The organism is uncultured Xylophilus sp., from assembly GCA_913776965.1.
In the GTDB taxonomy this organism is placed as follows: Bacteria; Pseudomonadota; Gammaproteobacteria; order Burkholderiales; family Burkholderiaceae_C; genus Xylophilus.
The window spans coordinates 1-23,982 of record CAJYQL010000032.1; the positions used below are offsets into that span (position 1 = coordinate 1).

The following is a 23,982-nucleotide window of genomic DNA, read 5'->3' on the forward strand; positions in this document are numbered from 1 at the left end:
GTAACTCCATTCATCGCACCGCCCCCTCGATCTGCTTCACCACCTCGCGCAGCGCCTGCACCATCTGCTGCGGACTGCTGGCGTCTGTGATTGCCTCGTGCGCTTCCATCGCGGCCGCCATCACCTGCAGGCCCGGGCCGTCGAAGCCGAAGCGGCCGCGGGTGTCGTACCGAGCCGCGCAGGCGTTCATGGCGTCCTGGGCGCGCTCGATCAGGTCCGCCAGCGTCTCGTCGATCGCGATCGCGCGGACCTTGGCGATGTTCAAGGCCATGCCGACCCGGTCGAAGTCGTCGGTGCTGGCGGTGCCGTCGAGCAGCCGCTCGTAGGCGGCGCGGGTCTTCAGGTGCTCGACGGTCGTGTCGCCGTCGGCGTAGGGGCGGCAGCGGTCGAGCAGGCGCAGCGGGTCCAGTTCCTGCGGCGGCTGGTACTGGCCGCGACGCTGGGCGCGCTTGTAGTGCGATGCACGGCGTTGGGCGCGGTTCATGGCCGGCCTGCCTTGCGCGGCGCCGCGCCCGGCCGGTCCTGCACCCACCACACACCGCCGAATCCGTCCGGGCAGTGCTTGCGGCTCAGCACGCGGCCGGCGATCTTCTTGTCCTTCAGCCAGGTGCGCAGTGCATTCGACACCGGGTTGGTCATGTCCGGCGGGCACTTGATGCGGCGGTCGGGCTGCAGCTCGTCGAACAGGGCGTCGTACTTGCGGCCCTTGCGACAGCGCTCCATCGGCGGCGGCTCGTTGACGATGCTCAACTGGGTCAGGTCCACGCGCGGGCCGTTGCGCCGGGCGGGCTTGTCGGTCTTCGGCCAGGGCGCGCCGGCGGCGAGGGAGGTCTGGGGGCGGGCGGTCATGGGGCGGTCCTCGGTTGCGACCGGCGGGCCCGGCCGTGGCGGTAGACGGCCATGCTGGCGACGATCCCGAAGGGACCGCCGGCCAGATAGGCCGCGATCTCGACGCCGCTGGCGTCGGGGGCGAGCTTGAACAGCACCAGATTGCAGGCGCCGATGCAGGCGCTGTTGACGAAGGCGCCCAGGTAGTGGCCGTTGTTCACCAGCTGGCTCTGCAGGCCGAGCGCGAACACCAGCGCAAAGGTGCTGGCGAGCAGGTAGAGCGCCGTCATGCCGGCACCTCGACGCGCAGGCCGCGCAGGCCCGAATCCTGGCCCCACACCTCGGCCAGCGCGATCTGCGCCAGGTGCCGCACGTCGTGGCAGTTGTTGATCACCAAGTCGGGCGCGAAGGCGCTGCCGTCGGTCGCGCTGGCGTGTTGGCCCTCGGTCGTGCTCTGGCCGCCGATGCCCGGGCGGTTGATCTGCCAGATGCGGCCGGCGCGGCGGCGCACCGTCTCCGCTTCGTTCCCGAAGCGGCAGTCGGGGATCACGAACCGCTGCGTGCCGAACTCCTGGCGGTAGTAGCCCATGCGCTGCACCAGGGCGCGCGTCCAGTACGACGAATCGCCGGCGCGGCGGTACTCGGTGCCCCACCACTGCAGGATCTGGCGCGGGCTGCGCGGCTGCTCCAGCGCCTCGACGAAGGTCGGCGTGCCGCGGCCGGGCAGCACGCCGGCCAGCAGCAGGGAGCCGAGGAAGGCGACCGGCGCGTTCTCCAGCGCCATGTGCGGGGACGGTCGTTCCTTGCCATCACGATCGGTCAGCATGTCGAGCGACACGCCGAAGGCTTCCGACACCTCGGCGCGCAGCGCATCGGCGAAGGCGACCTTGCGGAAGCCGCAATGCGCGACCAGCAGGTCGGCGACGGTGTCTTTGCCCGTGCCGGCGAATCCGGTGAGCGCGATAAGCTGGGGTTTAGTCATGTGGTCGGGGCTCATGGGGTGCTATCGATTCAATAGCTAGGTGCGCCCACCGCGTCTGCGCGGGCGGCGGATTTCGTGGCGATTTCAGGCGCAGCGCCGGGGCGTGGCACTTCGGTGCTGCGCGGCATCAGCCGGCAGGAGACGATCTCGGCCGCGATGTGGGTGACGATGTTTCCGGGCCGGTCGCCGGTGTGGCCGGCGCGCAGGTCGCGCAGCTCCAGCTCCAGCGGCTGGCCGGGCGTGAGGCGGTCTTCGTTGGCGCGCCAGAAGGCTTCGGCGTCGGCGCCTTTCCACAGCGCGGCGTAAGCCTCTCGCGCGCCGGTGCTGGTGTCGGTGTTGACGTGCAGCAGCAGGCCGAAGGCGCCGGTACGGCCGGGGCCGGCCTTCGGACGTTGGCGCTGCAGGAAAAACAGGCCCTTGGCGGTGCAGGACATGGCGGTGCTCCTGGTGGCGGGTCAGTCGATGGGCGCCGCTGTCGTAGCGTCCCAATCGGGGGCGGTCGGTGCGGCGAGCGGTCGGGCAGCCCGCACGCGCCGCCGCTCGACGCCCGGCAGGCAGCTGCTGGCGCCCCGGCTGCGGCTGCCAGGGCGCAAGCCCGCGGCTGCCATGGCGGCGAAGCGGCGACGCTCGGCGTGCTCGAGCAGCGCGACCCAGGCGAAGGCGGCGCCGCCGGTAAGGGCGACGATGACGGCTACGCCGATCAGCAGGGTGGTGAGCGGGCCCATCAGTAGCGGATCCCGTCGAGCGCTGCGACCACGTCGCAAGGCATGAGCAGACCCTCACCGCCGTCGAAAGCGAATCGAGCAGCGTTGTTACCGATCCCATTGGCGAACCGAATGCCCGGCAGATCGGCCAGTGCGGCCAGATAGGCCGGTTGGAAGCGCTGCGAACCGCACGCGATCGGCAGGGTGACTGCGTCCATCTGGTATCCGGTCCGCGCGCACATGTCGCACTCCGTATCTCCGTCCACTCCGGCCATCGCCGGCACGAGCCCGGCGCCGTTGCAGGACTTGCAGTCGTAGGTATGGCCGTCGTGCATGAATACGCCACTACCCTCGCAGTTTGCGCAGTCGGCCGTGGCGCGCTTCAGTGTTCCATCGCACTCCGGGCAGCGCTCGATAGGCGGCAGCGCCGGCAGGGCGCCGAGCACGAGCCCAGCGGCGCCATCGAACAGCGCCGTTGCGATCCGCGGATGCTTGTCAGGATCGAACGCAGGAAAGTCGCCGACATTTGCTGCGGGCATGCGCGCCATCCAGTGGCCGTTGCTGGCGTAGGCGTACGGTCCGTTCAGCCACGGGGTGTGCAGGTGCGCGCGCGGATCGCGCGAAGGCAGAGCACAGAAACGCTGCAGCAGGGCGCGGGCGTCCATCAGCGGCGCTCCCCGGCGGCGGCCACGACGGTGGATGGGTGCGCGCGCCGCGCCGGCAGATCGGCCGACGGGTGGCGCGGCCGGCCCGCGGCGGCGATGCGCTCCGCGGCCTGGGCCGCGACCTCGTCCTGCACGTCCTGCTCGGCCTGCAGCTCGTCGGGCTGGCCGTCGAGCATCGACTGCAGGACCAGCATCGCCAGGCCGAGGAACATGGTGACCGCGACCAGGCGGATCACGTCGAAGGCGGGCTTCATGCAGCGCTCCCCTGAAGATTGCCGACGGCGGGTGTGGCTAGGTCGGCCTCATCGCCGTGCTCTTCAGCCTGCAGTGAGGGACTATGCTGCGAAGTGCCAACACAGGAGCCCTTGCCATGGGTGCATTGCACTTTCTCGACCATGACTTCGATCTCGTCGACTACCACACCCAAGGCGTGAAGCACACGCTTGAGCTCTACGAAACCGGAGGCGAGCTTTTCCTGCGGTTGTGGATCAACGGCAGGGGTAGCGACATGCCCGTGCTCTGTCGCGTTACGCGAGATCAGGCGAAGGAATTGGCTGCCGGAGCGGACTACTTCGCAACCCGCCTGGGTGGCGCGTAGAGGGCTGACGCCGGTCTTGCAGACAACGCGGAGACCAGTCACCTCCCGCACGCCGCCGCCCAAATCAGCCCCGTAGCGATGGTCGACGACGACCAGTGTGCGCAAGGCGTGCAGCGCGTCCAACAGGGCGTGGTCTGCAGCGCACTCGGCGTCGATGGTGAAGGCGTGCCCGCCCACTGCCTGGACCTTCACGCGGCACCGCCTTCCACCCGCTCCACCGAATGCACCGGCAGCCCGCTGGTGGCGCCGGCCTTGACCATGGCGTCGGCGCAGCGGGACGCCTTGAGGCGCAGCTGCTTCAGGCCGCCGGCTGCGGCAAGGGTTTCAACGTGCTCCGGCAGGACGCCGGCGGGGATGAGGTGTGCGCGATAGCTGCGCAGGGAGCAATTGTTCAAAGCCATCTCCAGCCGGCTTTGGTGCCGGTGTCCATCGCTGCGGATGCAGCGATGGACCAATTATCGGCATGCCGATATTGATGTCAACGGTTTGCCGATGGATAAGGCACGATTTTTATCGGCTCACCGATGCTTTACCTTTCTGAAGGACGAAAAAAAGCCCGCGCGAAGCGGGCTGGGTGACGATGCGGTTTTTCTAGCGCACAGTCGCAGCTGACTGGCTGGGCTCGGTTGCGGCTGGATCTCCAGCCCCATCACTGCTCGGCCGGGTTCGAGGGGTCAGTACCGACAATCCAAACATCACCGGGCCGTAGGGCTGTCGCGAGGTGAGCCACATGACGGCCTCGCGTATCGCTCCGAAAAGCACACTGTGGGCCGTGATGGTGATCCCACGTTTGGCCTCTTCCGGAGAAAGGTCCTCACTGGCGTGAAGCATGGCGACTGCTTCGACGTCGATGAGGTAGGGCATGGCAGCGTCGCCCTCGAGATTACATACAGAGTGCATCACCGCCTGGTATACACATTTGTCCGTCAAGTCCTGGCGCACGTTGATGCTGTTCTGCGGCTTCATATCGACGGGTTCATCCGTCGGCTCGTGTTCTCCGATGGCTTCTACCCTGACACGCGTGAAAAACAGGTGCCCCAGATGAATGGGGTGGTCGTTGGGATTGCTCATGCCGCGAGACGTTCGCACGGGGCCAGCCAGTTGTGAGTGTTCGCTGCGGGGAGATCGGCTGATACCACGGTTTCGCTCGCGCCCGAGACAGTTCTGCGAGGGCCCACTCTTAGTCGGCTGGAGTCTTTCCAGAAATGAACACTCGCGGCAACGCTGGTGTCGATGAGGCGGATATCGAGTTGGCTGCCGGTTGCACGGGCAAGCTTGACCATTGATTCGATCGTGACGTTGCTGTCGCCTCTGAAGACCTTGCTGACGTAGGGCTGGCTGACGCCGATCTTGTCTGCCACGTCTTTGTAGCTCATGCCGCTGGCGCGGCGTCGTTGCTCGAGCGCTGTCGAAAAGTCGAGCTTGGCCTTCTCGACCCAGTAGCCATCGGTGAGCTTCGCTTCTTCAATAAATCGTTTGATGGATTTAAGCATCTTCATCTGTGATCACCTCGATGTTCGTACCTGCTGCCTCGTAGGCATCTTTCAACTTTGCCGACTGGCTGACCAGCTGCTTGTCAGCCTTCTGCCCCTTCTTCATGCCGCCGACAGTACACACGACGATCTGGCGGCCGTTGCCCTTGAAGAACATGAGGCGGAGGTCGCCTTTGATGAATTCATCGATTCCTTGTTCCTTGTTGGCGGGGTGGGTCCACTTGGCAGGGGTTTCCGCAAGTCCGTGTTCGGCAACGTGCGCCAGCATCTCGATAAGGCCGGTTCTCGATGCTCTGGTATTTGCCTCTCCAGCCAGCAAAAATTCCTCTGCCGGGCATGCATCACCATCCATGCAGGCCACGATCTGGTACCGATCATCGAAAAATTGCTTGACCTGCAAGGCTTAACCTATGGGTTAATTGTAGGGGTTAAAGCGAACACGCGGCTCAGTCGTACGGCTCGACATCACTCAGCACCTGGACTTGATCTTTCGCCGCGGCACTGGGTGGGCGACGTAGTAGACCCATGACACTTCATCGACGGAGAAGTGCAGGGTTTCCTGATTGTTGTAGCTGCCGAAGCGCCATCCGGCGCGTCGCGATAGCAGGCGCTTGATCATCGTCTCGCCGGTGGCAAGTCGGACCAGGACGTCGTCCTCCAATTCTGGCTCAGTACCAGGCTCGACGAGTGCAAATTCGCCGGGGTGGTAGCGATTGACCATGGAAGTGCCCTGCACCTCCACAAGAAAGGCCTCGGCGTCGTTCGTGGCAATTTCGGCGCAGGCATCGGTTGCCCCCACGGGGTAGTCGCCGTCCGTCCAGATGCGCTCAGGCATCGCGCCGCCGTTTCCTCTCCCTACGACGTATACATGCCGAACTTTGGAGGGGTTCATGACGATCGCATCAGCAGGACGGGCCGACGCAGTGTCGAGCATGTTGCCGGCGCCGGTCGCAAGCCACTGTGCATTGACGCAAAGAGCCGCGGCGAGTTGAGTCGTGCGCGAAGAGCCTTTGCCTTCCCGCTCAAGGCCGGCAATCGTACTTTGGGATATCCCAACTTTTTTCGCCAGAGTGGTCTGGGTCAGGCCGGCGTGAACGCGCGCCTGCGCGAGACGCTCTCCAAAGTCCGTCCTATCTCTGCTCTTTTCCATATCGCGCACAGTACGGAATTCCGATATCGGCAAACCACTTGCTATGAAATCGGCATTCCGATATTCTTTGCGGATGGACTGGAAATTACTCATCGCCGAACTCCGAGAGGCCGGATTCAGCAGATCGCAGGTCGCGCTGCAATGCGGCTGTGGGCAGGCCACCATCAGCGAGCTTGCGACGGGCCAAACGACTGACCCGCGGCATTCCTTGGGCGAGCGTTTGCGAGCGTTCCACAAAGCAAACGTCAAGCCTCTTGCGCTCCCGGCGCCAACGAAAGGCACTGCTGCCCAATTGGCGCCGGCTGGCACTCACGCCTCTTACGCAGCGTCGGAGGCGGCCCATGCCTGAGTCGCTCGTCTTCCCTTTGCCGATGCATATCCGCGCGGTCGTGCTGCATTCCGGCGCGCTGGCCTTAATGGTCGACCTCGCCAGCAACGAAGAGTCGTTGTGGATTGCGCTCGTCGCGGACGGCAAGGACGAGGACGGCCCGGTGATCGGGTACGTGCGCATGGAGAAGCGTCTTACGCAGCGACCTGGGCTAACAACGTACGCAGCAGTGGAAGTGCGTCCGTCGCATGATCCACCGCCCAATCCAGCATCTTTTCGGACACTTTTTCGATGGCCTTCGCTGGGAGCTTGCGTATCGTTGCTGCAATGGAGGACCGTTCCTCGTGGCTGACGCCTTCCATCTTTTCGACGCGGCTGGCGAGGTGTTCGGCCCACTGCTCGGCGTCGAGGCGCACGGTGACCACGCCGAGGATGGCGCCGAGTCCACCATCGGCCGCCAGGAAGTCGAGGCCTTTGGCCGTGATCTCGGTGCGGTCTGCTGCGTACCAGCGGGATCCACCGCCGATGTAGTCCTGTCGGTTGAGTCCGCTGCGCACGAGACCGTGCTCAGCGAGGTAGATCACGGTGTTAATCAGGCTGGCATTCTGGTCCAGCGGCCCGGACGAGTCGTCGATTACGTCGTCGACCCCTTCGATCTCTTGATCGAATTCGTAGGTGCCGTCAGGCCGCGCCGCTGCCAAGTAGCGCAGAACCCTCAACTGCAGGTCGCGGTCGAGAAATTCGTTATTGGGCAGTTGTTTCATTGCTTCTTCTGCTCGGTTGCGGGCGTCACCAGGACGCTTTTAGCTATCAAATTTGAAGTGACTGAGGTGGTCCATGCCTGACCTCGACACCGCGGATATCCACCGCGCCTTCACCGGCTCCAATCTTCGCGCCCTGTCGGCCGCCATCGGCCAGCCGATGCGCAGGGTGCGCGCCGCGATATTCCGCGCCGAGCGTGAACGCCTCGCGCTGCTCAGCCTGGTGAAGGCGGGCGCTTCGCTTTCGCCAGCGCAGCAAGCGCGTCTCGACCGATTGCAGGCTCCTGTGCCGCGGTCGGGCCATCTGCCTCGTCCAGGATGCGCGTCGTGAGTTCGCCGATCGCCACCATCTGCCGCGCACTCGCCGAACCGTGTGCCCGCATGCGCCCGATGCAGATCTGCATCCAGCGCCCGAAAGACTCCACCGTGAAGGGCGTGTCCTCCCCGTCCGCCGCTTCCTGCGCCGTGAGCCGGGCCAACGTCCCGGGAAGCATTGCATCGATCACGCTCTCCAGCCGCGCCAGCCGTGCGCGCTGGGACTCGCTCTCGGCTTCCAGAGCGATCAGCAGCTGTCCCACGAAAAATTCCATCGCGTCGAGGCGTTCCTCGGCGGTGGCTGTGGTGTTCGGTCTGTCCATTTCCGGATTCTTTCCTCTGTATGCGCCCGTTGGGTGGGCAGTTGTTGCTATCAATTCCGAAGCGCTGCAGGTGGCCCATACGTGAGCTCTGCAGCAGTATCGCCAGCGCTGCAAGCTGTCTTCCAGCGTCGCCGCATCGGCGCTTTCGTCTTTCCTCCTAGGGGTGTGATCCATGCGAGCAACTATCTCGCTCCCGCGCAGTCTTGACCATGTCGCCGAGGGGCTCCCGGCCGACAGTCCCGACAGCCTGACGCCGGAAGATGCCGCCTACCAGACGGCGCACGGCTACCCGGGCGGCGTGTCGGCGATCGCGGCTCGGCTGGGCATTCCGGCGGGCACGCTGACGCATAAGGTCAACCCGCACAACACGACGCACCACCTGTCGTATGCGGAGGCGGTCAGCCTGGCGCACCTGGCGGGTGACGCGCGCATGCTGCACGCCTTCGCCGCGCGCTTGGGCTACACCTGCACGAAGGCGATGCCCGACCAGGCCGGCGGCGATCCGGTCGAGGCGACGGTGCAGCTGCAGGGCAAGTTCGGCCTGTTCATGGAGCAGACTGGCGAGGCGATGCTGCGCAGCCTGCGCGGCATCCCACCGTCGCGTAACGACATGCGGCGCTGCACCGAATACGCCGGCGACCTGATCGCAGCGGCCAACGACATGCTGTCGGCCCTGCGCGGCCGCATGCGGCCCGAGCCGCCGGCGGAGGGGTGATGCAGATCACGCCGACGTTTCAGGGGCTGGAGAAGGTGCAGACGGCGTTGCGGCGCCTGAGCGGTGCGGAGGCGCGCGGCGCGTTCGCCAAGGCGCTGAACGACACGGGCTTTCATGTGCGGCGCGCGATGCAGACCGAGCTGGGCAGCGTGTTCGATCGTGCGACGCCTTACATCCAGAAGAGCTCATACGTGGACATGGCGACGCCCGACAAGCTGGTCGTCGAGATCCTGCCGACGTACCAGCGGCTCAAGGGTATCGACCCGCAGCAGATCCTGGCCGCGCAGGAAGCGGGCGGCCGGCGGCGCGACAAGCGCAGCGAGGTGGCGCTGCAGCGTGCGGGGCTCCTGCCGCGCGGCTATCAGACGGCGATCCCTGCGACACCCTATCCGGGCAGCGACGACGGCCGGGGCAACCTGCGCGGGTCGTTCCTCGTGCAGCTGCTCGCCTACTTCGAGGCGTTCGGGGAGCAGGGCTACAAGTCCAACATGAACGACAAGGGCCGCGCCCGCGTGCAGCGCGGCACGAAGCGGCAGGCAGGGCGGCGGTATTTCGTGAGCTTCGGCCGGCTGCGCGGCGGTACCCGCAGCGACCACCTCGCGCCCGGCATCTGGGCGGCATCCGGCCCGGGCGGCGTGGACGTGCGGCCTGTGCTGATGTTCGTCCGCCGGGCCAACTATCAGCCGCGCATCAGCACCGCGCGGGTTCTGCAACAGGCCGGCGCCGAGGAATACCTGGCGCGGCGCATGCGCTTTCGCATCCGGGAAGCGGCGGGGGTGTGACGCGGTGAACTTCTACAAGCACCACATGGGCGACTACGCGGCCGACACCCAGCATCTGAGCTGGGACGAGGACTGCGCCTATCGCCGGCTGCTCGACCAGTATTACAAGCGCGAGGTGCCGATCCCGGCGGACCTGCGGCAGGCATGCCGGCTGGCACGTGCGGTGAGCAAGCCGCAGCGGCGGGCGGTGGAGACGGTGCTGCGCGAGTTCTTCGACCTGCGGGATGATGGCTGGCACCAGAAGCGCTGCGACGCGGAGATCGGCCGAGCCGATGCCGCGAGCGGCTCGCCTCTCGCAGCCGATGATGCGGATTCGTCGGGCGGCGCGCCGGGGCCGGCTGGCGGCGAGCTGACCCGGTCGGCGCGGCACAAGGCTCGGCGCCGGGAGATGTTCGCGGCGCTCGATGCGCGCGGCGTGGTGCTGCCGCGCAATGCCAGCATGGACCAGTTGCAGGATGCTCTGGTGCGCGTCACCACGGGCGGCGCAGCGTCGCCGGTGTCGCCTGCAGCGTCGCCCGAGGCGTCGCCGGTGTCGCCATCGGCGACGGTGACACCGTCCCCCGAAGCGTCGCCGGGAACGTCGCCGCTACCGTCCCCCTCGCGTCCCCAGACAGACACCAGACTCCAGACGCCAGACACCGAGAAGGACGCGCACCCGCACCCGCAGGCGCATCCGCCCGCACCCGTGCCCCCGCCCGCACCCGAGCGCACGAGCACACCCGCAGGCGAGGCGTGCCGGGCGATGCGGGCGGCAGGGCTGCCGGATGCCAATCCATCGCACCCGCGCTTGATCGCGCTGCTCGCTGCAGGGATGACGGTGCCCGAGCTGGAGGATGCCGCGCGCACCGCCGCGGATCGAGGCGCGGGCTTTACCTACGCGCTGAGCACGGCAGAGGGCCGCCGGCGGGATGCCGCCAGGGTCGGCCCTCTGCCGCCCGCGCCGCCGCCGGGTGCCGTGCACGGTCGCGCCGCCCCTGCTGCCAGCTTCCTGGCAGCCATCAGCAATCCAACCCTGGGAGCCAGCCATGCAGCAGCTGACCGACGTCCTTTCGTCGATGCCGATGCCCGCGTCGTCGCCTGACCGCCTGCCCGTGCGGGCTGGACAGGATGGCGTGCTGAGCCGTCTGTCCGATCCATCGTTGATGCCTGCGCCGCAGGAGGTGATCGCGTCGGTGTTCGGCAGGCTGTCGGCCCAGCTGGGCGGCAAGATGGCTGTGCTGTACGCCGGGGTCGATCCCCTGACGCTACAGGCGGAGTGGGCCGAGCGGCTCGCGGACCTGCATGACCACGAGCTGCGACGCGGCCTGCGGGCGTGCGCCGATCGCAAGTTCGCGCCGACGCTGGGCGAGTTCCGCCAGTTCTGCCGGCCGTGCCTCGATCCCGAGATCGCCTGGCTGGAGGCGGCTACCGGACTGGCCGACCGAGAGCAGGGCAGGGTGGGCGAATGGACGCATCCGGCGGTGTACCGGGCCGCGTGCGTGATGTCGCATGAGGTGCGCACCGGACGGTTTGCGGACTACCGGCGCCGGTGGGAATGGACGATGCAGCGAGAGCTGCAGGCCGGCTGGGGTGAGGCCGTGCCTGCGCCTGCGATGCGCATTCAGGATCAGCGGCGCGTCGGGCCTCCGCCTGCGCACATCCGGCACCAGGTGGCGGGCATCCTCGCGGCGGCCCGCCAGTCGGGGAGGGCGTCGGCATGACCCCAGACCGTTGCAGGGGCGCCACGGGTCGCGGGTCCCTCCCAGGGGGGTCCAGTGCGGGTAATTCGAACCGCCCTCTCGGACTGTTTCGCATGGTCCCTAAGGGGGTTAAGTGAAGGTCATCCCTCTGCTGGAGCAGTCGATTTCGCAGTCGGAGTTCGCGCAGCTGATCGGCGTGAGCGAGGCGCGCGTCAGCCAGTTGGTGGCCGACGGCGTGCTCACCCGCGGCGAGACGGCGATCGAGTGGCTGTGCGCTTACTGCGAACGGCTACGCGACCAAGCCGCCGGCCGCCTCGGCGAAACCGGCGGGCTCGATCTGGTCCAGGAGCGCGCCGCGCTCGCCCGTGAGCAGCGCGAGGGCCAGGCCATCAAGAACGCCGTCGCCCGTAGGGAGTTCGCGCCGGTCGGCCTGCTGGCCGATGTGCTCGGCCAGGCCGCCAGCGCAGTCGTCGATCGCTTCGACCAGCTGGAGGGCGCGCTGCGCAAGGCCTGCCCGGAACTGCCCGACGAAGCGAAGACGACAGTGCTGCAGGTGATTGCCTCTGCCCGGAACGAGTGGATTCGCTCAACCGAGAAACTGGTCTCCGACGCCGTCGACGAGATGCTCGCGCGCGCCGCCGACGACGCCGAGCCGTCGGCCGAGGACGACTACCTCGCGGAGGGCTTCCCCGCGTGAGCCGCATGCCGCCCGTCCTGCACGCCGAGACAGCCGCCGCCATCAAGGCCGCGGTGCGCCTCGGGTTGGAGAGCCTGCGCGCCGAGCCGCCGCAGCGCCTGGGCGACTGGGCGCGCGAGAACTTCAAGCTCGCCGGCGAAAGCAGCCATCAGAAAGGCGCATGGGAAGCCTGGGCCTTCCAGGTCGGAGTGCTCGACTTCATGAGCGACGACCGGATCGAAGAGCTCGATGTCATTAAGGCCAAGCGCGTCGGCTACACGAAGATGGTGACGGCGTACATCACCTACAACATCGCCCACCGCCGGCGCAAGCAGGCGATCTGGCAGCCGACCGACGACGACCGCGACAGCTACGTCAAGAGCGAGATCGATCCGCTGCTGGACCCGCTGACCGGCGTGCCGGCGGTCAACAAGGCGCGCCGCCGCGGTAGGGGCGCGCACGACGAGACGATCAAGTACAAGCCGTTCCGCGATAGCGCCCTGCACCTGCTGGGCGGCAAGGCTGCCCGCGCCTTCCGGCGCATCACCGTCGCGGTGTCGATCCTTGACGAGATCAGCAAGTTCGACCGCAGCGTCGAGAAGGCGGGCCCGCCGCGCGGTCTGGCGAAGGGGCGGCTCGAAGGCGCGCCGTACCCGAAGCTCGTCTGCGGCTCGACGCCGCTGCTGAAGGGGCTGTGCCACATTGAGGATGCCGTCACCGAGGCCGAGGGGCTGGTCCGGTTCCACGTCGAATGTCCGCACTGCGGCGCCGATCATCCGCTGATGTGGGGCGGCAAGAGGCTCGCGCACGGCTTCAAGTGGACGCGCGGCCAGCCCGACACGGTGCACCACGTGTGTCCGCACTGCCGCAAGAGCACCACCCAGGCCGACTACCTGCCCGGCGGGGTGCCGGTGGGCGGGACGTGGATCTGCGAGCGCACCGGCAAGCGGTACGGCGCCGACCGTGTCTGGCGCGACAGCGCCGGCATGCCCTGCAATCCGCCCCGAAGCCTGGGCGTGCACATCTGGACGGCCTACAGCCCGCAGCGCAGCTGGGCCGACATCGTCACCGAGTTCGAGAATGCCCTGATCGCCCTCGAGAAGGGCGACGTCGGCCCGATGCAGTTGTTCGTGAACGAGACGCTCGGCGAGACGTGGGAGCTCGCCGGCGAGCGCACCGACGAGCATGCGCTGCAGGCGCGGGCCGAGCCCTACAAGCTCTGCACCATCCAGCGTGGCTGCCTCTACCTGACCGCCGGCGTCGACGTGCAGCGCAACCGCTGGGAGATCACCGTCTACGGTTGGGGCCGCGGCATGGAGTCCTGGGTCGTTGAAGCCCATGTGATCGAGGGCAACCCTGCCGTCGACGACGAATGGGACGCCGTCACCCTCTGGCTGCAGCGCCGGTATCCGCAGGCTTGGCCCGGCGGGCTGACGCTCGGCATCAGCGCCACCAGCGTCGACTCGTCGGACCAGACGCAGGCCGTCTACAACTGGGTTGCGAAGGCCCAGCACATCCTGCCGAACCTACGTGCCATCAAGGGCGACGGCAACGACAACGTGCCGATCGTCGGGCCGAGCAGCCTGCAGGAGATCAACTGGCGGGGCCGGAAGCTGCTGCGCGGCATCAAGCTCTGGCGGGTCGGGACAGACGCTGCGAAAGACCTGCTGCTCGGCCAGCTGTCGATCGAGCAGGCCGGACCCGGCTACGTCCACTTCAGCGACGAACTGCCGCGCGAGTTCTACGAGCAGCTCACCGCTGAGCAGCGCGTGATCGCCAAGGTGGCGGGCCGCGACGCCTACCGCTGGATCAAGCGCCGCCCGCGCAACGAGCAGCTCGACAACCGCAACTACGCCCTGCACGCCGCGATGGGGCAGGGCCTGCACAAATTCACCGACCAGCGTTGGCAGCAGCTGGAGGCCAGCGTGCAGCCACCGGTCGATCTGTTCTCTGTCCTGGCGCTGCCAGTCGATCCGCAACACCACGCTTCAGTTGAAGCGGTCGATTTGCATAAGGCCTCCGCTCATCGCGCAACATCCGCTGCGGACGATGCTCTCTTCTCGCCAATCGCCATCTAACTCATGTCGCAGACCCGTAAACCTGACCCTCATGACCCGCTTCGCATACTGCTTGAAGAGGCGGCCGCCGTTGCTCGGGCGTTCGGTTTGGCGAGCGGAGATGATCTGAGCCGCGCGCTCGTGGACCGATTGATGTTGCGTCTCGGCGGCTCCTACCTTTATGTGCCCAGGCGTGTCGGTGCCGACCGGCAGCGCGTAAGAGAAGAGGTCGCCCGTAGGTTCGACGGCACTAATACGCGAGCTCTTGCTTTAGATCTCGGTGTGACTGTTCGCTACGTTCAGCAAATCGTCAAAGATGCGCAGCGAAGAACGTGATCGGCACTAGATTCGATCTGATTGGTCAGGTGGCGCACTTCATTTTCATAGCGACCGCCATCTCGCGTTCCCAGCGTTCGCGGATTGATTTATCGCATTCAAAATTTGGATGAAATTCAAGCTGTCGCACTTTGGCAACCTGGGCGTGACAGGCCGTTCCCTTTTTGTTTGGGTTGGTATTCCAACTGGGGTCCACAGTCGATTGGCACTTTTGTGCAAAAGCGATATTCGCAACCATCGATAAACAAGCCGAGACCAATAAAGCTTTTTTCATAAAGTATGTTGAAAGGGTGGGTAGAAGAGCGATTAGCGGGGTCACTCAAGAACTGAGTTTAAGGGCGAACAGAAATAGAGAAGTGTTCGCATGGACTGTTCGCATCTCGCGCCGGCATTCTGCCGGTCATGTCGATCTACAGCCACTTCACGGATGAGCAGCTCGTCGCCACGCGCGACCAGTTAAGCGCATCGCTGCAGGCTCGGCTGACCACGCCGACCAGTGTCGGTTTCAACGGTCGCACGGCATCGTTCCAGCAGCAGACCAGCGAGATCCGCAAGGAGATCCAAGCGGTGACGCTGGAGATCGACCGCCGGGCCGGTACTTCGGCCACGGCGCGTGCGCCGATCTATCTGGTGTGACTGGCAAGACATGAGCCGCCGCACCCAACGCCTCGCCCGTCGCCAGCCCGTCGCGTATCCCTCCGCGGGTACCGGCACCGGCGCGTCGGGCGCGTCGATGGCTTCTCACAGCGGCGCTGCGGGAAATGACCTTGCGATGCTGGACTGGAACCCGCTCGCAGCCAGTGCCGATGCGGACCTGCTGCCCGATCTCGGCACCCTGACTGCGCGGTCGCGAGACCTGGCCCGCAACAACGGGCTGATGGCTGGCGGCCAGCAGACGCTGCGCGACAACATCGTCGGCGCGGTGCTGCGTCTCGCCGCCACGCCGGACTACCGCATGCTGGGCTGGACTCGCGAATACGCCCGGGAGTGGGGCAACAACGTCGAGGCACATTTCCGTTCCTGGGCGGAGACGACCGAATGCGACGCAGGCCGGTCGCTCACGCTGCTGGGCCTGACGCTCCAGGCGCTCGGTGGGGCGATGACGAACGGCGACGCGGTCGCGCTGCCGCTCTGGCTACCGCGGCCCGGACTTCGCTGGAACACTCGGCTGATGGTGGTCGAATCCGATCGCCTGTGCACGCCACTGCCGCTGGAGCACCGCGAAGACATCCGCGGTGGTGTGGAAATGGACGCCTACGGTGCGCCGGTGGCGTACCACGTGCTCAAGCGTCATCCCGGCGACCGCATCGGCCTGTTCGGCGCGGGCGCTGGAATGGCGCTGGAGTGGGAGCGCATCCCCGCCTTCACCACTTGGGGCCGCGCGCGCGTGCTGCACCTGCACGACAAAGAACGCTCCGGACAATCGCGCGGAAAACCGATCGTGTCCGCCGTGATGCGCGAGTTCCGCATGGCGGGCAAGTACGCCGAGAACGAACTGCAGGCCAGCCTCGCAAACTCGCTTGTCGCCGCCTTCCTGGAGTCCGACCTGGACCAGGAATCTGCGGCCACATTGTTCGGGCAGGACCCCCGTGCCTCGTGGGCACAGTCGGTCGGCCAGGCCCGCAACATCCGGCAGCTGAAGGGCGCCGCCGTCATTCCGCTGCCGGCGGGCGCCAAGATGAGCAGCTTCACGCCGGGGCGGCCGAATCAGGCATTCGACGCCTTCATGGTCAACGTGGAGCGGCGCATCGCGGCGGGCATGAACATGCCTTACGAGCTGCTGATGAAGGATTTCAGCAGGACCAACTACAGCAGCGCCCGCGCCGCGCTGCTCGAAGCCTGGCGCTACTTCCACGGCCGTCGCCGCTGGCTCTCCGACTACTGGCTGCGCTCCATCTACGAGCTGTGGCTCGAGGAGGCCGTGAACTCCGGCGCCATCGATGCGCCCGGTTTCTACGCCAACCGCTATGCCTACTGCCGGGCTCGCTTCATTTTCGGCGGCCGGGGCTGGGTAGATCCCGTCAAGGAGGCCCAGGCGTCGGCGCTGCGCATGGAAAAGGGCATCTCCACCCTGGAGATGGAGTGCGCCGAGCAGGGCCTCGACTACGAAGAGGTGCTCGACCAGCAGCAGCTGGAGGCGCGCATGCGCGCCGAGCGTGGGCTGCCCCCGCTGTCGCCCATACAGATCGTGCCCGAGCGGCCGGCGCGCGCGGACGACGAGACCGACGATGAAGACGAGGACGAAGGCCAGACCGCATGAGCACGACCCGCTATCCCCACTTGGCCGCCCGCGTCTTCAACACGCCGCTGCTCATCCATCCGCAGAAGCTCGACGCGATCGTCGCGGGCCTCGGCTCGCGGCTGCTCGGAGCCTCGATCGAACAGGCCGTCGCTGCGCTCGCCGCGACCGCGGCGGGGCAGGGCGACCAGCCCGTCCGACCTGGAATGTTCTCGACCCGCCGTGGCGAGCAGGCCGAGCGCGGCTACCGGATCGTCGACGGCGTCGCCGTGCTCAACATTTCGGGGGCGCTTGTCCACCGATCGCAGTTCCTGATGGCCGACAGCAGCTTCCTGCTCGGCTACAACGACCTGGCCGCTGACCTCGAAGACGCGATGGACGATTCCGAGGTCCACGCCGTGCTGCAGGTCTACGACAGCCCAGGCGGTGAAGCGCAGGGCGCCTTCGAGTACGCAGACCGGGTCTTCGGTCTGCGCGGCAAGAAGCCGCTGGTCGCCATCTGCGACGGCATGGCCGCTTCGGCTGCCTACCTGGGCGCCAGTGCCGCCGACGAGGTGGTCGCCACCGCCACCGGCTACGCCGGCTCCATCGGCGTCGTGATGCGGCACGTGGACCTGTCGCGTGCTCTGGCAAACGACGGCATTGCGATCACACACATCTACGCCGGCGACCACAAGGTCGACGGCAATCCCTTCGAGCCGCTGCCCTCGGCTGTGCGCGCCGACTTCCAGGCCGAGATCGACTCGCTCATGGGCATGTTCGTCTCCGCCGTAGAGCGCAACCGCGGCATCACCGCCGATGCGATCCGCCGCACCCAAGCCCGGTGTTTCCAGGGCGTCGCCGGCGTCGGCGCGCGTCTGGCCGATCGCATCGCCACCACCGACCAGCTGATCACCGAACTGGCCGCGCTCCGTGCGCGGTCGTTCCCCGCCGGGCCGACCGCCCGATTCACCGCCAACGAAGGAGCATCCATGTCTGGCATAACCCCAGGCGGTCAACCGGCCGCCTCAAACGCACCGGCCACCGCGCCGGCCCTCACCCAGGAGCACGTCGAGCGTGCCCGTACCGAAGGCCATGCCGCCGGCGTGCAGGCCGAACGCGAGCGCGCGTCGGGCATCTTCGCGCACGAGGCGGCCACCGGACGCACCGCGCTTGCCATCCAGTGCGTCAGCACCGGCCTGTCGGTAGAGCAGGCCGGCGCGATCTTGGCGGCGTCGCCCGCAACGCCGGCTGCTGCCTCCACTCCCGCAGCCAACGCATTTGCAGCCGCAATGGGCGCGGTGCCGAACCCCGCAGTGTCCGGTGTCGACGCCGGCGCCGACACGCCGCAGGCGCAGGAGGCCGCAGCCGCGGCCGGAATCCTCACCCTGTTCCGCGGCGGCCGCTGAGCGCGCTCGCGCTCCCACCAGACCACCCTAGGAGATCGACATGTCGACCACTTATCGCGCCGGCGTCACCGACGAAGGCAATTCCGCAGGCGTGCAGCTCGTCGCCGGCAACGCCCATCTGCTGGTCGGCCGCGTCGTCACGCTGTTGGCCGGCGCCGTCTACCCCGAAGGCGCGCTGCTCGGCAAGCTGACCGTCGGCGGCAAATACAAGGTCAGCGCCTCCGCGGCCAACGACGGCAGCGAGGTACCCGACCTGGTCCTCGGCGAGCCGGTCGATGCGACGGCAGGCGATCGCCAGGCGATGGCTTATTCCCGCGGCGACTTCAACGCCAACGCCATCACCTTCGGCGCCGGCCACACGGTGGCGAGCGTGCGCGAGGGCCTGCGCGTCAAGGGCATCCAGTTGCTGCCGTCCGTTCCGGCCTGACACGGCGCTGCCTTTCCACACCCCATTCCCAGGAGCTTTCCCATGGACATCTTCTCCCCCGGCGTGCTGGCTCGCGTGGTCGCCGAGCTGGCCCCGCCCGCGCCCTTCTTCCTCAATTCGTTCTTCCCGGCCGTGCAGACCGAGACGAGCGAGGAGATCCACTTCGACCTGCAGAACGGCAAGCGCCGCCTTTCGCCTTTCGTCGCGCCAATCGTGGCCGGCAAGATGGTCGAGTCGCTCGGCTACAACACGAAGTCCTTCAAGCCAGCCTACGTGAAGGACAAGCGCGTCTTCGATTCGAGCCGGCCCTTCCGCCGCGCCATCGGCGAGCGCATCGGCGGCGAGCTGAATCCGGCACAGCGCATCCAGGTGCTGCTGGCGACCGAACTCGAGGACCAGCTGGGAATGCTGGCCCGGCGGCAGGAGGTGATGGCGATCGAGGCACTGCGAACCGGCCGCATAACCGTGAGCGGCGACCAGTACCCGACGACCGTAGTGGACTTCGGCCGGCACGCCGATCTGTCGGTACAGCTGGCGAACGCAGCCCGCTGGGGTGAGGCCAACGTGAAGCCGCTCGAGGACGTGCAGGCCTGGTCGATGCTGGTAACCCAGCATTCCGGCTCCACTGCCAACACCATCGTCATGGACGTGAAGGCATGGCGGCTGTTCAGCGCGAACGCCGACGTGATCAAGCTGCTGGACCGCTTCCGCGGCAACGACCAGTTGAACCCTACGGTAACGGGCGAGGGCGGCCGGTACATGGGCAACATTGGCGACCTGGACATCTGGGTCTACGCCGGCTGGTACGAAGACCCGGAAACCGGCAACACTGTGCCGTTCCTGCCGGACTACACGGTGATCGTCACCGGCCCGGACCTGGAGGGCACCCGCGCGTACGGCGCGATCCGCGACGAGGAAGCTGGCTTCCAGGCCGTGCCTTACTACTCCAAGTCGTGGGTGGAGAAGGACCCTGCCGTACGCCTGCTGCTCCTGCAGTCGGCTCCTCTGCCGGTGCCTTATCGCGTCAACGCCGCAATGTCGGCCACGGTGCGCTGACGCCATGTCGCTGGTGCTCGCGCCCGTCGCCGCCGTCGAGGCGTCCGTGGATGCGGGCGTCATCGGCGTCCTCGCCAACTGCACCGCCTCCATCGCTGGTGCGCCGTCGGTCGGCGGCATCTTCGACCGTGAATATGCCCAGGCCAACGTTGGCGATTACGGAATGGCTTCGACCGCGCCGGCGCTCACTGTGCAGCGCGCCGTAGTGCCGGTGCAGCCCTACGGTCTTGTCGTTGTGATCGACGCTACCGCCGCACTGGAAGACCGCGGCCGCTACATCGTCCGGGAGGCCCGTCCTGACGGCGGCCTGATCGTGCTGCTGTTGGAGCTCGCACCGTGAGCGCCACCGGCTTCCAGCGGCTGGCGGCCGGCATCGTCGCCATGCTCGGCGGCGCTGTGCCAGTCGCGGCCCACGTGGATCGTGCACGCGGCCGGCCAATCCCGCAGGGCGTGCCGTCGGCAGTCGTCGTACGTCTGCGCGGCAGCACCGCAGAGAGCGGTCGGATGGCGTTTGCACCCGTGGAATGGGCGACACAAGTCCTGGTCGAGTGCTACGCCGCCGCGCCTGGCTCCGCCGCTGGCGAGGCCCTCGTAGATCCCCTGCTTCTGGCTGTGCACGACCGGCTCGCCGCTGACCCGCAACTCGGCGGCCTGGCCCGCGACAGCGAGATCCAGCAGATCGCCTGGGACATCGATTCCGCAGACCTACCCGCCGGCTGCGCCGGCCTGCTGCTGCTCGTGCGCCACCGCACGCCCGCCGCCTCCATCTTCTGAAGGACCCCATCGTGAAAAACCGTCTCTACGCCGTCCGCGTCCTCATGGCCGCCGCCTCGCTCGCCTCCGGCGGTGGTGGCTTCGCCGCATCGTCTACCTCTACGCGGGCCACGACTGCCGAGCCGGCGGGCGAAGCGCCCGCGGGCACCGTCGACGCCGAGCCGGTCGTGGCCGATCCGGCGTCTCCGGTCCTGGGCGTTGTTGAAACGCTGGCCCATGCGCCCGGCCCAAGCGAGCAGCTTCGGGCCAGCATGCCCGCCACCGGTGCCGAGACGGCGCTGCCCGTCGTGCTTCTGCATCCCGACGCTGACCCGGTAGTCGCAGAGGCGGCACCGGCCGTCGAGCCGCAGCGCCCCGGCACCACCGCGCCGTCCACGGTCGCACGCCCCGAAGCACCGCAGGCCACCGTTCTCCCGCAGGACGAGTTTCACGGCCTGGGCGGCGACTACGTCATCGGCGCCGACGGCGTGCGCCGCCCCGACACCCCGGCCGCTGCCGCCTGACCGCCCGGCGCCGCCCACCCACCTGACCCATCCGAGGACACGACCATCATGGCCAAGAGCATGAAGAACATGGTGCTGCTCGCCGCAGTGCAGACGGCGGTCGATACCGACCCGCTTCCGACCGGCGCAGCCAACGCGATCCAGTGCCGCGCGCTGATGCCCAAGCCGATCAGTGCCGAATTCGTCGAGCGCAACCTGACCCAGGGCTACAAGGGCAACTTCGGCTCCCTGGCGGTGGGTGTTCACCGCGAATTCGAGTTCGAAGTCGAGCTTGCCAGCTCGGGTACGCCCGGCACCGCGCCCGCCTGGGGCCCGCTGCTGAAGGCCTGCGGGTTCTCGCAGACCATCGTCGCCACGACCAGCGTCGCCTACGCGCCGGTCAGCTCGGGCGAGCCGCTGCTGTGCCTGTACGGCTACATCGATGGCGTGCTCTTCAAGATGCTCAACAGCAAGGGCACCGTCTCGTTCGAGATGAACCCCAAGAGCATCCCGGTGATGAAGTTCCGCTTCGTCGGCGAGTACAGCATTCCGACCGACGCGCCCCTGCCGTCCGGCACCGACTACAGCAAATTCATCCAGCCTCAGACCGTCGGCCGGCTGACCACGCCGACCCTGTCGATCCACGGCGTCAACGCCTGCGTCTCGCAGTTCACCTTCGACATCGCCAACTCCCTCGTGTGGCGCGACCTCGTCAACTGCGGCGGCGCCTACAGCGCGGACCGCAAGCCCGCCGGCAACGTGACGATGGAGCTCACCAGCGTCGCGGTCAAGAACTGGGCCGAGACGGTGCGCACCGGTGCCAAGGGCGCCCTGCAACTCGTCCACGGCGTCGGCGCCGGAAACATCGTCCAGATCGACGCGCCGGCCGTGCAGTTCACCGGCGAACCGAGCCTGTCGGACGACAACGGCGTCGCGATGCTGGCCGCCGGTTTCAGCATGCAGCCGGTCGCCGGCAACGACGAACTGGTCATCACGCTTAAGTAATCAGCCCGGCCGCAGGCGGGCGCTACCTGCCTGCGCCACTGGTCCCACCACCTTTCACCCACCACCGGATCCACCATGGCCTTCAACCTCGCACCCACCGAAACCTTCGAGGAAACCGTCACCGTCAACGTCAAGCAGAAGGGCGGCGCCTGGAAGCAGGAATCATTCATCGGCGAATTCAAGCGTGCCGAGGAATCGGATCGCGAGCGCCTGCTGGAGATGAAGCACGTCGACCTGGTGCGCGACCGCCTGGTCGGCTGGAAGATGAAGGACGACCAGCGCAACGAGGTTCCCTTCACGCCCGAGAACCTCGAGGCCCTGCTGAGCATGACCGGCGCCGTGCGCGAGGCGGCCATCGCCTTCTGGAAGGCCAACACCGGGGCGAAAGAAAAAAACTGATCGGGGCGGCCCGGCACTGGGCCGGCGTTCGCGAGGCACCCGCACCGGTGTTCGGTGTCGATACCAACGTGATCGCAGGGCTCCGCGCCATGGGTGCGCCGGACGAGGTGATCGAGGCGGCGGAGCAGCGGCTGCAGGCCGCGAAGGATGCGACGGAGGTGTACGGCGTCTGGGCAGACAACTGGGACACGTGGCTGCTGTACCTGACGGTGCAGACCCAGTGGACCTACCTGCCGATCCAGACCGCCAATCACATCGAACTGCGGCGCATCTCGCTCCACTACCCGGGCATCGAGTCCCACTTCCGCCTGGCGCGCCTGCCGCGCGCCGACTGGCCGGCCCGATGGGCCGACCTGCAGCTGATAGAGCGGGCCGTGCTGGCCGCCGATGCAGAGACAACGTCGCCCACCTCCTGATACCGCCATGGCCGACTCCCTCGGTTCCCTCGTCGTCAAGCTCGCACTCGACTCCACCCAGTTCAAGGGTGGCGCCGACGAGGCGCAGCAGCGTGCGACTGCTCTGGCCCGGGGCGTGCAGGACAGCTTCGAAGGCATGAAGGGCAGGGTGCTCGGCGTGGCCGGCGCCATTGCGGGTGGCCTGGCCGCCGGCTTCACGCTCAGCGCATTCAAGGGGCTGATCGGTGGCGCGATCGAGACCGGCGCCGCGCTCGACGATCTGCGGCAGGAAACCGGCGCGACGGTCGAGGCCCTGACCGGTCTGGCGGCCGTCGGCAAGTTCAACAACATGAGCGCCGAGCAGATCGGCGGCGCGATGAACAAGCTGGCCAAGAACATGGCCGGCGCTACCGAGGAATCCAAGGGCACCGGCAAGGCCCTGGAAACCCTCGGCATCAACTTCGACAGCTTCAAGCAGTTGAAGCCCGAAGAGCAGATGATGCTCGTCGCCAAGCAGATGAGCGGCTTCGCCGACGGCGCCGGCAAGTCGGCCGTCGCCATGGCCCTCTACGGGAAAGAGGGCGCGAAGATGGTGCCCTTCCTGAATGACTTGGCCACCGTCGGCGATCTGCAGGCGAAGGTGACGGGCGAGCAGGCGGCGGCCGCTGCCAACTTTGACGACAACCTCACCCGGCTGAACGCGAGCGGCGACGCCTGGAAAAAGGAGCTGGCGATGGGGATGATCCCCGCGCTGGACCAGGCCCTGACCTCGTTCATGGATGTGACCAACGGCACCGGCGGCCTGCGCGAAGAGATCCGGCGCCTGTCGAAAGACGGCACCATCGCCACCTGGACCCGCAACGCGATCACCGGCTTCACCTACCTGATCGACGTCGGCCAGGGGCTGATCGGCATGCTGCGCATCGTGGGCACGGTGGTGGCCGGGCTCGTCGCCAACTCGGTGACCGCGTTCACCAGCATCGGCGAGGCGGCGGCGAAGGCGGCTTCCGGAGACTTCAGCGGCGCCTGGTCGGCGATGAAGGCGGGCGCCGCCGGCATCAAGGCAGTGGCGGTCGATGTCAGCGCCGACGTGGCGAAGATCTGGAACGAGAAGCTGCTGGGCGAACGCTTCCGCGAGACCCTTGCGAAGAACGTGAGCGCGGCCCAGTCGAGCGGCGACGCCGCCAAGAAGTCGCTCGACTTCACCAACGTGCTCGACAAGAACAAGAAGGGCGCCGACGGCGCGGCCGATGCCATCGGCGCGATGACGGCGGCCATCGACGGGCTGGACAAGATCCAGCAGCTCGCTGCCAAGGAAACCGTGGCGGACCTGCAGTCGGCGCGCAAGCGGGGCGCGCTGGGCGAGATCGAGGCGGCGGGCGTGCGGTGGCGCACGAGCAGCAGCAGGCCGGCGCAGCCGGCGGG

The 23,982-nt window shown here is 67.3% G+C and carries 36 protein-coding genes; 19 read left to right on the forward strand and 17 right to left on the reverse strand.

From position 1 onward, the window contains the following. Positions 1 to 10: 10 nt before the first annotated feature. The 16 genes from QZ500_RS05580 to QZ500_RS05655 all read right to left on the reverse strand — a co-directional run bounded on the left by QZ500_RS05580 (position 11) and on the right by QZ500_RS05655 (position 8,321). Positions 11 to 484, reverse strand: coding sequence for a hypothetical protein (locus tag QZ500_RS05580; protein ID WP_295851949.1), 474 nt, complete (start codon positions 482 to 484; stop codon positions 11 to 13). After that, complete coding sequence (locus QZ500_RS05585; RefSeq protein ID WP_295851951.1) at positions 481 to 849, reverse strand: hypothetical protein; 369 nt, start codon at positions 847 to 849, stop codon at positions 481 to 483. Before QZ500_RS05585 ends, QZ500_RS05580 begins: the two co-directional genes overlap by 4 nt. Then, positions 846 to 1,118 carry a hypothetical protein gene (locus tag QZ500_RS05590; RefSeq protein ID WP_295851954.1) on the reverse strand — a complete coding sequence of 91 codons (273 nt, stop codon included), beginning with the start codon at positions 1,116 to 1,118 and terminating at the stop codon, positions 846 to 848. Before QZ500_RS05590 ends, QZ500_RS05585 begins: the two co-directional genes overlap by 4 nt. Beyond that, complete coding sequence (locus QZ500_RS05595) at positions 1,115 to 1,810, reverse strand: hypothetical protein (protein WP_295851956.1); 696 nt, start codon at positions 1,808 to 1,810, stop codon at positions 1,115 to 1,117. The genes QZ500_RS05590 and QZ500_RS05595 overlap by 4 nt, the downstream gene beginning before the upstream one ends. A 29-nt stretch (positions 1,811 to 1,839) precedes the next feature. Next, positions 1,840 to 2,244: a hypothetical protein gene (locus QZ500_RS05600; RefSeq protein WP_295851958.1), complete on the reverse strand. Its 405-nt coding sequence runs from the start codon at positions 2,242 to 2,244 to the stop codon at positions 1,840 to 1,842. A 21-nt stretch (positions 2,245 to 2,265) separates the two neighbouring features. Then, positions 2,266 to 2,535, reverse strand: coding sequence for a hypothetical protein (locus tag QZ500_RS05605; RefSeq protein ID WP_295851961.1), 270 nt, complete (start codon positions 2,533 to 2,535; stop codon positions 2,266 to 2,268). Next, complete coding sequence (locus QZ500_RS05610) at positions 2,535 to 3,179, reverse strand: hypothetical protein (RefSeq protein WP_295851964.1); 645 nt, start codon at positions 3,177 to 3,179, stop codon at positions 2,535 to 2,537. The genes QZ500_RS05605 and QZ500_RS05610 overlap by 1 nt, the downstream gene beginning before the upstream one ends. Beyond that, on the reverse strand, positions 3,179 to 3,433 hold the full coding sequence (locus QZ500_RS05615) for a hypothetical protein (protein ID WP_295851967.1): 255 nt from the start codon (positions 3,431 to 3,433) through the stop codon (positions 3,179 to 3,181). The genes QZ500_RS05610 and QZ500_RS05615 overlap by 1 nt, the downstream gene beginning before the upstream one ends. After that, positions 3,430 to 3,969, reverse strand: coding sequence for a hypothetical protein (locus QZ500_RS05620; protein ID WP_295851969.1), 540 nt, complete (start codon positions 3,967 to 3,969; stop codon positions 3,430 to 3,432). Before QZ500_RS05620 ends, QZ500_RS05615 begins: the two co-directional genes overlap by 4 nt. Further along, positions 3,966 to 4,178: a hypothetical protein gene (locus QZ500_RS05625; RefSeq protein WP_295851972.1), complete on the reverse strand. Its 213-nt coding sequence runs from the start codon at positions 4,176 to 4,178 to the stop codon at positions 3,966 to 3,968. Before QZ500_RS05625 ends, QZ500_RS05620 begins: the two co-directional genes overlap by 4 nt. 190 nt (positions 4,179 to 4,368) lie before the next feature. Beyond that, a complete protein-coding gene (locus QZ500_RS05630) occupies positions 4,369 to 4,848 on the reverse strand; it encodes a hypothetical protein (RefSeq protein ID WP_295851974.1) in 480 nt (159 codons plus the stop codon). Next, on the reverse strand, positions 4,845 to 5,276 hold the full coding sequence (locus tag QZ500_RS05635) for a helix-turn-helix transcriptional regulator (RefSeq protein ID WP_295851976.1): 432 nt from the start codon (positions 5,274 to 5,276) through the stop codon (positions 4,845 to 4,847). The genes QZ500_RS05630 and QZ500_RS05635 overlap by 4 nt, the downstream gene beginning before the upstream one ends. Beyond that, a complete protein-coding gene (locus tag QZ500_RS05640; protein WP_295851979.1) occupies positions 5,263 to 5,670 on the reverse strand; it encodes a hypothetical protein in 408 nt (135 codons plus the stop codon). Before QZ500_RS05640 ends, QZ500_RS05635 begins: the two co-directional genes overlap by 14 nt. A 69-nt stretch (positions 5,671 to 5,739) precedes the next feature. Continuing rightward, positions 5,740 to 6,513 carry a S24 family peptidase gene (locus tag QZ500_RS05645; RefSeq protein WP_295851981.1) on the reverse strand — a complete coding sequence of 258 codons (774 nt, stop codon included), beginning with the start codon at positions 6,511 to 6,513 and terminating at the stop codon, positions 5,740 to 5,742. A 429-nt stretch (positions 6,514 to 6,942) separates the two neighbouring features. Then, on the reverse strand, positions 6,943 to 7,512 hold the full coding sequence (locus QZ500_RS05650) for a hypothetical protein (protein WP_295851985.1): 570 nt from the start codon (positions 7,510 to 7,512) through the stop codon (positions 6,943 to 6,945). A 212-nt stretch (positions 7,513 to 7,724) separates the two neighbouring features. Continuing rightward, positions 7,725 to 8,321 carry a hypothetical protein gene (locus tag QZ500_RS05655; RefSeq protein ID WP_295851987.1) on the reverse strand — a complete coding sequence of 199 codons (597 nt, stop codon included), beginning with the start codon at positions 8,319 to 8,321 and terminating at the stop codon, positions 7,725 to 7,727. Here QZ500_RS05655 and QZ500_RS05660 point away from each other — a divergent pair. The 7 genes from QZ500_RS05660 (at position 8,320) to QZ500_RS05690 (ending at position 14,392) form a co-directional block, all read left to right on the forward strand. Further along, the gene (locus tag QZ500_RS05660) at positions 8,320 to 8,862 is read left to right on the forward strand and encodes a phage regulatory CII family protein (RefSeq protein ID WP_295851994.1); all 543 of its coding nucleotides are present in this window, start codon (positions 8,320 to 8,322) and stop codon (positions 8,860 to 8,862) included. The two genes, QZ500_RS05655 and QZ500_RS05660, sit on opposite strands and share 2 nt — an antisense overlap. Beyond that, positions 8,862 to 9,644, forward strand: a complete 783-nt coding sequence (locus tag QZ500_RS05665; protein WP_295851996.1) for a hypothetical protein — start codon at positions 8,862 to 8,864, stop codon at positions 9,642 to 9,644. The genes QZ500_RS05660 and QZ500_RS05665 overlap by 1 nt, the downstream gene beginning before the upstream one ends. Positions 9,645 to 9,648: 4 nt before the next feature. Further along, positions 9,649 to 10,725: a DUF1376 domain-containing protein gene (locus QZ500_RS05670; RefSeq protein WP_295851999.1), complete on the forward strand. Its 1,077-nt coding sequence runs from the start codon at positions 9,649 to 9,651 to the stop codon at positions 10,723 to 10,725. Continuing rightward, positions 10,670 to 11,344 carry a hypothetical protein gene (locus QZ500_RS05675; protein ID WP_295852002.1) on the forward strand — a complete coding sequence of 225 codons (675 nt, stop codon included), beginning with the start codon at positions 10,670 to 10,672 and terminating at the stop codon, positions 11,342 to 11,344. Before QZ500_RS05670 ends, QZ500_RS05675 begins: the two co-directional genes overlap by 56 nt. Positions 11,345 to 11,456: 112 nt before the next feature. Next, the gene (locus QZ500_RS05680; protein WP_295852006.1) at positions 11,457 to 12,020 is read left to right on the forward strand and encodes a hypothetical protein; all 564 of its coding nucleotides are present in this window, start codon (positions 11,457 to 11,459) and stop codon (positions 12,018 to 12,020) included. A gap of 5 nt (positions 12,021 to 12,025) precedes the next feature. After that, positions 12,026 to 14,077, forward strand: a complete 2,052-nt coding sequence (locus QZ500_RS05685) for a terminase gpA endonuclease subunit (protein ID WP_295852010.1) — start codon at positions 12,026 to 12,028, stop codon at positions 14,075 to 14,077. Between the two features lie 3 nt (positions 14,078 to 14,080). Then, positions 14,081 to 14,392 carry a Mor transcription activator family protein gene (locus QZ500_RS05690; RefSeq protein ID WP_295852013.1) on the forward strand — a complete coding sequence of 104 codons (312 nt, stop codon included), beginning with the start codon at positions 14,081 to 14,083 and terminating at the stop codon, positions 14,390 to 14,392. Positions 14,393 to 14,417: 25 nt separating this feature from the next. Here QZ500_RS05690 and QZ500_RS05695 read toward each other — a convergent pair whose 3' ends face one another. Further along, positions 14,418 to 14,666 carry a hypothetical protein gene (locus tag QZ500_RS05695; protein WP_295852017.1) on the reverse strand — a complete coding sequence of 83 codons (249 nt, stop codon included), beginning with the start codon at positions 14,664 to 14,666 and terminating at the stop codon, positions 14,418 to 14,420. A 128-nt stretch (positions 14,667 to 14,794) separates the two neighbouring features. Between QZ500_RS05695 and QZ500_RS05700 the strand changes: the two genes are divergently transcribed. The 12 genes from QZ500_RS05700 to QZ500_RS05755 all read left to right on the forward strand — a co-directional run. Beyond that, positions 14,795 to 15,028, forward strand: a complete 234-nt coding sequence (locus QZ500_RS05700) for a hypothetical protein (RefSeq protein WP_295852019.1) — start codon at positions 14,795 to 14,797, stop codon at positions 15,026 to 15,028. Between the two features lie 10 nt (positions 15,029 to 15,038). Further along, on the forward strand, positions 15,039 to 16,652 hold the full coding sequence (locus QZ500_RS05705; RefSeq protein WP_295852022.1) for a phage portal protein: 1,614 nt from the start codon (positions 15,039 to 15,041) through the stop codon (positions 16,650 to 16,652). After that, complete coding sequence (locus QZ500_RS05710) at positions 16,649 to 18,019, forward strand: S49 family peptidase (RefSeq protein ID WP_295852025.1); 1,371 nt, start codon at positions 16,649 to 16,651, stop codon at positions 18,017 to 18,019. The genes QZ500_RS05705 and QZ500_RS05710 overlap by 4 nt, the downstream gene beginning before the upstream one ends. Positions 18,020 to 18,059: 40 nt before the next feature. Beyond that, positions 18,060 to 18,446 (forward strand): head decoration protein, encoded by a 387-nt coding sequence (locus QZ500_RS05715; protein WP_295852029.1) that lies wholly within the window; start codon positions 18,060 to 18,062, stop codon positions 18,444 to 18,446. 42 nt (positions 18,447 to 18,488) lie between these two features. Beyond that, entirely contained in the window at positions 18,489 to 19,502 is a 1,014-nt protein-coding gene (locus QZ500_RS05720; protein WP_295852032.1) for a major capsid protein, read from the forward strand. A gap of 4 nt (positions 19,503 to 19,506) precedes the next feature. After that, on the forward strand, positions 19,507 to 19,842 hold the full coding sequence (locus QZ500_RS05725; protein ID WP_295852034.1) for a hypothetical protein: 336 nt from the start codon (positions 19,507 to 19,509) through the stop codon (positions 19,840 to 19,842). After that, positions 19,839 to 20,276: a hypothetical protein gene (locus tag QZ500_RS05730; RefSeq protein ID WP_295852037.1), complete on the forward strand. Its 438-nt coding sequence runs from the start codon at positions 19,839 to 19,841 to the stop codon at positions 20,274 to 20,276. The genes QZ500_RS05725 and QZ500_RS05730 overlap by 4 nt, the downstream gene beginning before the upstream one ends. A gap of 11 nt (positions 20,277 to 20,287) precedes the next feature. Further along, on the forward strand, positions 20,288 to 20,779 hold the full coding sequence (locus QZ500_RS05735) for a hypothetical protein (RefSeq protein WP_295852038.1): 492 nt from the start codon (positions 20,288 to 20,290) through the stop codon (positions 20,777 to 20,779). 48 nt (positions 20,780 to 20,827) lie between these two features. After that, positions 20,828 to 21,763 carry a phage tail tube protein gene (locus tag QZ500_RS05740; RefSeq protein ID WP_295852041.1) on the forward strand — a complete coding sequence of 312 codons (936 nt, stop codon included), beginning with the start codon at positions 20,828 to 20,830 and terminating at the stop codon, positions 21,761 to 21,763. Between the two features lie 75 nt (positions 21,764 to 21,838). Further along, positions 21,839 to 22,162, forward strand: a complete 324-nt coding sequence (locus tag QZ500_RS05745) for a hypothetical protein (RefSeq protein WP_295852044.1) — start codon at positions 21,839 to 21,841, stop codon at positions 22,160 to 22,162. A 68-nt stretch (positions 22,163 to 22,230) separates the two neighbouring features. After that, the gene (locus tag QZ500_RS05750) at positions 22,231 to 22,578 is read left to right on the forward strand and encodes a DUF1799 domain-containing protein (protein ID WP_295852047.1); all 348 of its coding nucleotides are present in this window, start codon (positions 22,231 to 22,233) and stop codon (positions 22,576 to 22,578) included. Positions 22,579 to 22,585: 7 nt separating this feature from the next. After that, positions 22,586 to 23,982 (forward strand): hypothetical protein (locus tag QZ500_RS05755; protein ID WP_295852050.1); only part of this gene is annotated, 1,397 nt, incomplete at its 3' end.